Below are 9,195 nucleotides of genomic sequence, written 5' to 3' on the forward strand. Positions count from 1 at the left end.
GTGTAGCCGACCATCCAGGCGTCCTTGTTGGAGCTGGTGTCGCCGAGCTGGGTGGACCCGGCGGTCCCGGCGGCCGACCCCTCCCGCCGTGGCGCGACTGGGCCTGGACCGAGCAGATCAACTGGCTGTGGGTGCGGCGCGGGGCCTACCTGTGCGCGGCGGTACTGGTGCTCTTGCCGATCGTCACGTTCGCGATGGCGTACTTCATCGTCGACATTCCCAAGCCGGGTGACCTTCGTACCAACCAGGTTTCGACCATCCTGGCCAGCGACGGCTCGGAGATCGCCAAGATCATTCCGCCCGAAGGCAATCGGGTCGACGTCAACATCAGCCAAGTTCCGGTGCATGTGCGCCAGGCGGTGATCGCCGCCGAGGACCGCAACTTCTACTCGAACCCGGGGTTCGATTTCGCCGGTTTCGTGCGCGCGGTGAACAACAACCTCTTCGGCAGCGGCGACCTGCAGGGCGGGTCGACCATCACCCAGCAGTACGTGAAGAACGCGCTGGTGGGTTCGGCTCAGCACGGGGTCAGCGGCCTGATGCGCAAGGCCAAGGAATTGGTCATCGCCACCAAGATGTCCGGGGAGTGGTCGAAAGACGATGTCCTGCAGGCCTATCTGAACATCATCTACTTCGGCCGGGGCGCCTACGGAATTTCGGCCGCCGCCAAGGCCTACTTCAACAAACCCGTCGAGCAGCTCACGGTCTCCGAGGGCGCGCTGCTGGCCGCGCTCATCCGGCGGCCGTCCACGCTCGACCCGGCGGTCGATCCGCAGGGCGCCCGGGCCCGCTGGGCGTGGGTGCTCGACGGCATGGTGGAAACCAAGGCACTGTCGTCCAATGACCGTTCCGCGCAGGTGTTCCCGCCGACCGTGCCGCCGGATCAGGCGCGCGCGCAGAACCAGACGACCGGACCCAACGGGCTGATCGAGCGTCAGGTGACCAAAGAGCTGATGGAGCTGTTCAACATCGACGAGCGGACCCTGAACACCCAGGGCCTGCAGGTCACCACCACCATCGATCCGAAGGCCCAGCAGGCCGCGGAGAAGGCGGTGTCGAAATACCTCGACGGCCAGGATCCCGATATGCGTTCGGCCGCGGTCTCGGTGGACCCGCACGACGGTGCCATCCGTGCGTACCTCGGCGGCACCGACGCCAACGGGTTCGACTTCGCTCAGGCCGGGCTGCAGACGGGATCGTCGTTCAAGGTGTTCGCGCTGGTGGCCGCGCTCGAGCAGGGCATCGGGCTGGGCTATCAGGTCGACAGTTCGCCGCTGACGGTCGATGGCATCAAGATCACCAACGTCGAGGGCGAGAGCTGCGGGACCTGTAACCTCGCCCAGGCGCTGAAGATGTCGTTGAACACGTCCTACTACCGGCTGATGCTCAAGCTCAAGGGCGGGCCGCAGGCCGTCGCCGACGCCGCGCACCAGGCCGGCGTCGCGACCAGCTTCCCCGGCGTGGACCACACCCTGTCCGAGGACGGCAAGGGCGGCCCACCGAACAACGGGATCGTGCTGGGCCAGTACCAAACCCGGGTGTTCGACATGGCCTCGGCCTATGCCACGCTCGCGGCCTCCGGGGTGTATCACCGCCCGCACTTCGTGCAGAAGGTCGTCAACTCCGACGGCCAGGTCCTCTTCGACGCCGCCAACTCCGACAACAAGGACGAGCAGCGAATCCCCAAGGCCGTCGCCGACAACGTCACCGCGGCCATGGCGCCGATCGCCGCCTATTCCCGCGGCCACGCCCTGGCCGGCGGTAGGCCCTCGGCCGCCAAGACCGGCACCACCCAGCTCGGCGACACCAGCTCCAACAAGGACGCCTGGATGGTCGGCTACACACCGTCGCTGTCAACCGCGGTGTGGGTGGGCACGGCCAAGGGCGACAGTCCGCTGGTAACCGCCTCGGGCGCACCGGTTTACGGCTCGGGGCTGCCGTCGGACATCTGGAAGGCCACCATGGACGGCGCCCTCAAGGGCACCTCCAACGAGTCCTTCCCCAAGCCGACCGAGATCGGCGGCTACGCCGGTGTGCCCGTCGCGCCGCCCCCACCCCCGCCGCCGTCGGAGACCGTCATTCAGCCCACCATCGAAGTGGCGCCCGGCATCACCATCCCGGTCGGCCCGCCCACGACGATCACTGCGGCGCCACCAGCACCCGGCGGTGGCCCGCCGGGTGGTCCCGAGCCGGGCGGTCCGGCCGGGGGCCCGTTTGGTGGCGCGCCGTTTGGTGGCGCGCCGGGTGGCGGCGTCCCGCCGGGTGGACCCCAAGCACCCGCGCCGCCACCGTGACCGACGCCGCGGAGCACGGCGCCACCAGTTCACCGCAGCGGCTGGCCGCGGATCTGCGCAGCGCCGACAACCGAGATTGCCCGAGTCGCAACGATTTCCTGGGCGCCGCACTCGCCGACGTCGTCGGTGGCCCGGTGGGCCGGCACGCGCTGATCGGCCGCTCCCGGCTGATGACCCCGCTGCGGGTGATGTTCCTGATCGCGCTGGTCTTCTTGGCGTTGGGTTGGTCGACGAAGGCCGCGTGTCTGCAAAGCACCGGTACCGGCACCGCCGATCAGCGGGTGGCCAACTGGGACAACCAACGCGCCTACTACGAGTTGTGCTACTCCGACACCGTGCCGCTCTACGGCGCAGAGTTGCTGAGCCAGGGCAAGTTTCCGTACAAGTCGAGCTGGGTCGAGACCGACTCCACCGGCGCCCAGCAGATCCGTTACGACGGCCGGCCTGCGGTGCGCTACATGGAGTATCCGGTGCTGACCGGGATCTATCAGTACGTGTCGATGGCCCTGGCCAAGACCTACACGGCGTTGAGCAAACTCGCCCCGCTGCCGGTGGTCGCCGAGGTGGTGATGTTCTTCAACATCGCCGCGTTCGGGCTGGCGCTGGCCTGGCTGGCCACCGTCTGGGCGAGCGCGGGCCTGGCCGGGCGCCGGATCTGGGATGCCGCCTTGGTGGCGGGTTCGCCCACCCTGATTTTTCAGATCTTCACCAATTTCGACGCGCTGGCAACAGCATTCGCGATGGCCGGCCTGCTGGCGTGGGCGCGTCGAAAGCCGGTGCTGGCGGGCGTACTGATCGGATTGGGCGCCGCGGCCAAGCTGTACCCGTTGCTGTTTTTGGGCCCCATGCTGCTGCTGGGAATCCGGACCGGACGGCTGCGCGCGTGGGTCCGTACCGCCGTGTCGGCCGGGGTGACCTGGCTGTTGGTGAATCTGCCGGTGCTGGTGTTCTTTCCGCGCGGGTGGTCGGAGTTCTTCCGGCTCAACACGCGGCGCGGCGACGACATGGACTCGTTGTACAACGTCATCAAGTCGTTCACCGGGTGGCGGGGGTTCGATCCCAAACTCGGATTCTGGCAGCCGCCGACGGTGCTCAACAGCGTGGTCGCCGTGCTGTTCGTGGCCTGTTGTGCGGCAATCGCATTCGTCGTGTTGACCGCCCCGCAACGGCCACGGGTGGCGCAGCTGGCGTTTTTGGTGGTCGCGGCGTTCCTGCTGACCAACAAGGTGTGGAGCCCGCAGTTCTCGCTGTGGCTGGTGCCGCTGGCGGTGCTCGCCCTGCCGCATCGCCGGCTGCTGCTGGCGTGGATGACCGTCGATGCGCTGGTGTGGGTGCCGCGGATGTATTACCTGTACGGCAACCCCAATCGTTCCCTGCCCGAACAGTTCTTCACTACCACCGTGCTGCTCCGCGATATTGCGGTTATCGTGTTGTGCGCGTTAGTAATTCGTCAGATCTACCGGCCCGGTGAGGATTTGGTGCGGTGGGGCGGGCGGGTGGACGATCCCGCGGGCGGACCGTTCGACCGCGCACCCGACGACCCGCCCGGTTGGTTGCCCGACTGGCTGCGGCCGCCGGGGTCGCGCCGCTCGGCCGTCCCGGCAGCCGAGCACGCCGACGAGCAGGCCCCAGTGGCGAGCGGGGCGCCGTGACCCGCGCCGACGACGACGATCCCGGCGCAGCCGGGGTCGAAGGAGTGGCGCCATGACGCAGGTTGCCATCCCCATCTTCCCGCGATTCACCGCTCTCGACGCGGTCGGTCCATACGAAGTGCTGCAACGCATCCCGTCCATCGACGTCGTGTTCGTCGGGCACCACCGCGGTGAGGTGCGGACCGAGAACGGCATGCTCGGTGTCAGCTGCGACGCCACCTTCGACGACGTGGACGCACCCGACGTGGTGGTGTTCCCCGGCGGCATCGGCACCCGACAGCTCATCCACGACGAGACCATCCGGACCTGGCTGCAAGCGGTACACCCCAACACCCGGTTCACCACCTCGGTGTGCACCGGTGCCCTGCTGCTCGCTGCGGCCGGCCTGCTGGACGGGCTCACGGCCACCACGCATTGGCGGGCCGCCGACCTCCTCAACGGCTTGGGCGCCCGCTACGTGCCGCAACGAGTCGTTGAACACCTGCCGCAGCGGATCATCACCGCCGCGGGGGTCTCCTCCGGCATCGACATGGCGCTACGTCTGGTGGAACTGGTCGTCGATCGCGAGGCCGCACGGGCCGCTCAGCTGCTGATCGAATACGACCCGCAGCCGCCGTTCGACTCGGGCGCGCTCGCCAAGGCCGACCCCGCGACGGTGGCCAGGGCCGACGAATACTTGGCCGCCCGGCGATAGCGGGTTGCCCGACTGTCCGGATTTTTCTGGTCAGCCCCGTATCCGGTAGCCTGATGCGGTTGCCGACGCAGGCGACCCTCCTGCCACGGATCGTCCGTGGCCGCTTGAGACCAGAGGAGGTGGTGAGGTTTCCATGCGTCCATACGAAATCATGGTCATTCTTGACCCCACGCTCGACGAGCGCACCGTTGCCCCGTCCTTAGAGACGTTCCTCAACGTCGTCCGCAAGGATGGTGGATCCGTCGACAAGGTCGACATCTGGGGCCGCCGCCGGCTGGCCTACGAGATCGCCAAGCACGCCGAAGGCATCTACGTCGTCGTCGACCTGAAGGCCGAGCCGGCGACGGTATCCGAGCTCGACCGCCAGCTGAGCCTCAACGAGTCGGTACTGCGCACCAAGGTGATGCGCACCGACAAGCACTAACAGCAGTGGTCGCGTCGTGGGCCCACCGTCGGTGGACTTGCGTAGGCTCAGCGAGGACCACCGTCGCGGAAGCGAGTAGCAGGGCGGAACGAGGAGGAACTTGTGGCTGGTGACACCACTATCACCGTTGTCGGAAACCTGACCGCCGACCCCGAATTGCGGTTCACGCCGTCGGGTGCCGCCGTCGCCAACTTCACGGTGGCGTCGACCCCCCGGATCTATGACCGGCAGAGCGGGGAATGGAAAGACGGTGAGGCGCTGTTCCTGCGATGCAACATCTGGCGGGAAGCCGCCGAGAATGTCGCGGAAAGCCTGACGCGTGGTGCCCGGGTGATCGTCACGGGCCGGCTCAAGCAACGCTCTTTCGAGACCCGTGAGGGCGAGAAGCGCACCGTCGTCGAGGTGGAGGTCGACGAGATCGGCCCCTCGCTGCGGTACGCCACGGCCAAGGTCAATAAGGCCAGCCGCAGCGGTGGTGGCGGCGGCGGCTTCGGCGGTGGTGGCGGCGGCGGATCACGCCAGCAGTCGGCGCCGGCGAGCAGCGCTCCCGCTGACGACCCGTGGGGCAGCGCGCCCGCATCGGGCTCGTTCGGTGGCGGAGACGACGAACCGCCCTTCTGATTCGAGAAACTTCAGTAATAGAGAACGGAAAGAAAAACAGACATGGCCAAGTCCAACAAGCGGCGGCCGGCTCCGGAAAAGCCGGTCAAGGCACGCAAATGTGTCTTCTGCGCCAAGAAGGATCAAGCGATCGATTACAAGGACACCGCGCTGCTGCGTACCTACATCAGCGAACGCGGCAAGATCCGTGCGCGTCGCGTCACCGGCAACTGTGTGCAGCACCAGCGTGACATCGCCATCGCGGTGAAGAATGCCCGCGAGGTGGCGCTGCTGCCCTTCACCTCCTCGGCGCGATAGCCGCCGAGGGCCTACCGAAAGTACGAAACGATGAAGCTGATTCTGACGGCTGACGTCGACCATCTTGGTGCCGTCGGCGACACGGTCGAGGTCAAGGACGGTTACGGCCGCAACTTCCTGCTCCCGCGCGGCCTGGCCATCGTGGCCTCGCGTGGCGCGCAGAAGCAAGCCGACGATATCCGCCGCGCGCGGGAAACCAAGGCGGTGCGCGACCTCGGGCACGCCAACGAACTCAAGACGGCGATCGAGGCGCTCGGCCCGGTCTCGCTGCCGGTGAAGACCGCGGCCGATTCCGGCAAGCTGTTCGGCTCGGTGACCGCCAGCGATGTCGTCGCCGCCATCAAGAAGGCCGGCGGCCCCAACCTGGACAAGCGGATCGTGCGGCTGCCCAAGTCGCACATCAAGGCCGTCGGGACCCACCCGGTGGCGGTGCACCTGCACCCCGAGGTCGACGTGGAAGTCGCGCTCGAGGTCGTCGCGCAGAGCTAAGCACCCGACGTTTGCTCGTACCCGGCGGTGGCCATGATCGGCCGCCGCCGGGCTTCGTTGTGCTGCGGGCAGCGGCGCGCCCCTTGGTAGCCAGCGTCGCGGACGTGCTCCCTGGCGAACTATTTCTGGGGTGTATTCGGGCAGCGCGCTTTACCAGCCCGTAACGCTGGGAAAATGTGGCGGAAAGCCAACACGCCCGGGGCAGTAACCTGCGACGACACGCCGTAGAGATTCTTGTCCACACGAATTCAATGGCGTTGTATGGCCGGTATCTGCACCGATGTCCCAGCCCTTTGCATTAATCCACAGGTTTTCCACACCCCGCTCAACACAGGTGTCGACGGATATGCACACACGATGCACAGCTTCATAAACAGCACCCCCTTTGCGTCCTAGTCAGCAACGTTTAACGTCGTCCCGGCGCCGGGCGTGCGGGTGCCATGAGGCGCAATTGTCAGCACCTTGACTTACGCTCACGATCGATTATCGAATGTATGTTCGGGTGCGTGAATTCGGGGAGGAGGGAATCCGTGGCGGTCGTCGATGACTTGGCGTCGGGCAGGGATTCTTCGCCGCCTAGCGAAGACTTCGGGCGCCAGCCACCGCAGGACCTGGCGGCCGAGCAGGCGGTGCTGGGCGGCATGCTGCTGAGCAAGGACGCCATCGCCGACGTGCTCGAACGGCTACGGCCCGGCGACTTCTACCGCCCCGCCCACCAGAACGTCTACGACGCGATCTTGGACCTCTACGGCCGGGGCGAGCCGGCCGACGCGGTGACCGTCGCCGCGGAGCTGGACCGCCGCAACCTGCTGCGGCGGATCGGCGGGGCGCCGTATCTGCACACGCTGATCTCGACGGTACCGACAGCGGCCAACGCGAGTTACTACGCGACCATCGTGGCCGAGAAGGCGCTCCTGCGGCGGCTCGTGGAGGCGGGCACCCGGGTGGTGCAATACGGCTACGCGGGCGCCGAAGGAGCCGACGTGGCCGAGGTGGTCGACCGCGCACAGGCAGAGATCTATGAGGTCGCCGAGCGGCGGACGTCGGAGGATTTCGTTCCACTCGAGGATCTGCTGCAGCCGACGATGGACGAGATCGACGCCATCGCCTCCAACGGTGGCGTCGCGCGCGGCGTGCCGACCGGTTTCACCGAGCTCGACGAGGTGACCAACGGCCTGCATGCCGGGCAGATGATCATCGTGGCGGCTCGACCTGGAGTGGGCAAAAGCACCCTTGGATTGGATTTTCTGCGGTCGTGCTCGATCAAGCACCGCATGGCCAGCGTGATCTTCTCGCTGGAGATGAGCAAGTCCGAGATCGTCATGCGGCTGCTGTCAGCGGAGGCGAAGATCAAGCTCGCCGACATGCGGTCGGGCCGCATGAGCGACGAAGACTGGACGCGGCTGGCGCGGCGGATGAGCGAAATCAGCGAGGCGCCACTGTATATCGACGACTCGCCGAACCTGACGATGATGGAGATCCGGGCCAAGGCGCGCCGGCTGCGGCAGAAATCCGACCTGCGTCTGGTCGTGGTCGATTATCTGCAACTGATGTCGTCCGGCAAGAAGGTCGAGTCGCGGCAACTCGAGGTGTCCGAATTCTCGCGTCATCTCAAGCTTTTGGCCAAGGAACTCGAGGTGCCGGTCGTTGCGATCAGCCAGCTCAACCGCGGTCCCGAACAGCGCACAGACAAGAAGCCGATGTTGTCGGACCTTCGTGAGTCGGGATCGCTCGAGCAGGATGCGGACATGGTGATCCTGCTGAACCGGCCCGACGCGTTCGAGCGCGACGACCCGCGCGGGGGAGAGGCGGATTTCATTCTCGCCAAGCACCGCAACGGCCCCACCAAGACGGTGACCGTCGCGCACCAGCTGCACTTGTCGCGGTTCACCAACATGGCGCGGTAGGGGTAACGGGGTGCGCACAAACTGTTCGAAACCAAGGGTCGAAATCTACGCAGGCATCGAACGTCTGCACTAGCCAGCCATCGGCAAGAGTTTAGCCAGTTGGCTCGCCTGAAAGGGGCCCTTACTGCGTCCCCGGCCCTTGTGAGCGCGGGGCGACTGTCGCAAACCTCTTCAGGGTCCGGCAACCCGATGGCGGTGAGCCGAAAACAGTTCGCCGAACTCGGCGATGGCTGCTTGAGCCGCATCGTCATCGCGGTCGTGTTGAAGAGCAGGTGACGCCAGATACACCAATGCCCGCGCCAGCGCCAGCACCCCGACGTGGTGACGTTCCGCGACTCTGACCAATTCGGCTAACGCCTCGTCGAGGCTGCAGCCTAGCTTCGCAATCAGTACGCCTTTGGCGACATCAAAGATCCGCGCATCCGAATACTCACCGCAGTTCATCGCCGCTCACCTCACTACGCCAGCCCGCCCCAGGCGCGGGACTACCCCGGTGAGGGAGTCCTATTCGCGTGGTCTGGGAACGACGAGACACAGGTATGCGTCGATACAACCCACTCGAACCAAAGCCGCGTGGTCAGCGACCGAGCCCTTCCCCGCGCGCCCGCGGCCAGCCGTCGAGCGCGTCGCCGATGGGCGGGCCCATCTTGCCCGTGACGCCTATAGCTACCTGCACCTACCCCTGGTCGCCGGCATCATGCTGTTCGCTGTCGGAGCGCACGCCACCATCGAGCACGCCACTCACCGGCTGCCGTTGCTGTCCGCGATCGCACTGGCCGGCGGCATGGCACTGTTCTACTTCGCTGACGTCGCCTAC

10 protein-coding genes are annotated in these 9,195 nt (G+C 66.5%); 9 read left to right on the forward strand and 1 reads right to left on the reverse strand.

All coding sequences use genetic code 11. The features are described 5' to 3' along the window. From A9W96_RS11185 to dnaB, 8 genes are all read left to right on the forward strand, one after another. Nucleotides 1–2,294: transglycosylase domain-containing protein (locus A9W96_RS11185; RefSeq protein WP_231999658.1), on the forward strand; the 2,294-nt coding region annotated here is incomplete at its 5' end. Continuing rightward, a complete protein-coding gene (locus A9W96_RS11190) occupies nt 2,291–3,946 on the forward strand; it encodes a glycosyltransferase family 87 protein (protein ID WP_067139766.1) in 1,656 nt (551 codons plus the stop codon). The genes A9W96_RS11185 and A9W96_RS11190, both read left to right, overlap by 4 nt. Before the next feature lie 52 nt (nt 3,947–3,998). After that, nucleotides 3,999–4,640, forward strand: a complete 642-nt coding sequence (locus tag A9W96_RS11195) for a DJ-1/PfpI family protein (RefSeq protein ID WP_066873323.1) — start codon at nt 3,999–4,001, stop codon at nt 4,638–4,640. A 133-nt stretch (nt 4,641–4,773) separates the two neighbouring features. Further along, entirely contained in the window at nt 4,774–5,064 is a 291-nt protein-coding gene (gene rpsF, locus A9W96_RS11200; RefSeq protein ID WP_007771721.1) for a 30S ribosomal protein S6, read from the forward strand. Between the two features lie 102 nt (nt 5,065–5,166). Further along, entirely contained in the window at nt 5,167–5,685 is a 519-nt protein-coding gene (locus A9W96_RS11205) for a single-stranded DNA-binding protein (RefSeq protein ID WP_066873326.1), read from the forward strand. 42 nt (nt 5,686–5,727) lie between these two features. Then, entirely contained in the window at nt 5,728–5,982 is a 255-nt protein-coding gene (gene rpsR / locus A9W96_RS11210; protein WP_003874730.1) for a 30S ribosomal protein S18, read from the forward strand. Nucleotides 5,983–6,012: 30 nt separating this feature from the next. Continuing rightward, nucleotides 6,013–6,471 carry a 50S ribosomal protein L9 gene (gene rplI, locus A9W96_RS11215; protein ID WP_066873329.1) on the forward strand — a complete coding sequence of 153 codons (459 nt, stop codon included), beginning with the start codon at nt 6,013–6,015 and terminating at the stop codon, nt 6,469–6,471. A 530-nt stretch (nt 6,472–7,001) separates the two neighbouring features. Then, a complete protein-coding gene (gene dnaB, locus A9W96_RS11220) occupies nt 7,002–8,378 on the forward strand; it encodes a replicative DNA helicase (RefSeq protein WP_066873338.1) in 1,377 nt (458 codons plus the stop codon). Nucleotides 8,379–8,549: 171 nt separating this feature from the next. On the opposite strand, the gene A9W96_RS11225 is transcribed toward dnaB, so the two are convergent. Beyond that, nucleotides 8,550–8,822 (reverse strand): ANTAR domain-containing protein, encoded by a 273-nt coding sequence (locus tag A9W96_RS11225; protein WP_066873340.1) that lies wholly within the window; start codon nt 8,820–8,822, stop codon nt 8,550–8,552. A gap of 49 nt (nt 8,823–8,871) precedes the next feature. On the opposite strand from A9W96_RS11225, the gene A9W96_RS30370 reads away from it, so the two are divergent. Continuing rightward, the coding region (locus A9W96_RS30370; protein ID WP_231999659.1) for a low temperature requirement protein A at nt 8,872–9,195 on the forward strand (324 nt) is incomplete at its 3' end.

The sequence above is a fragment of the Mycobacterium sp. 1245852.3 genome (assembly GCF_001669335.1).
Classification (GTDB): Bacteria; Actinomycetota; Actinomycetes; order Mycobacteriales; family Mycobacteriaceae; genus Mycobacterium; species Mycobacterium europaeum_A.

What these genes read in the sequence shown, in the direction of transcription:
- rpsF (WP_007771721.1), top strand. Translation starts at nt 4,774, where the DNA reads ATGCGTCCATACGAAATCATGGTCATTCTTGACCCCACGCTCGACGAG.
- A9W96_RS11225 (WP_066873340.1), bottom strand. Translation starts at nt 8,822, where the DNA reads ATGAACTGCGGTGAGTATTCGGATGCGCGGATCTTTGATGTCGCCAAA.
- rplI (WP_066873329.1), top strand. Translation starts at nt 6,013, where the DNA reads ATGAAGCTGATTCTGACGGCTGACGTCGACCATCTTGGTGCCGTCGGC.
- A9W96_RS11195 (WP_066873323.1), top strand. Translation starts at nt 3,999, where the DNA reads ATGACGCAGGTTGCCATCCCCATCTTCCCGCGATTCACCGCTCTCGAC.
- rpsR (WP_003874730.1), top strand. Translation starts at nt 5,728, where the DNA reads ATGGCCAAGTCCAACAAGCGGCGGCCGGCTCCGGAAAAGCCGGTCAAG.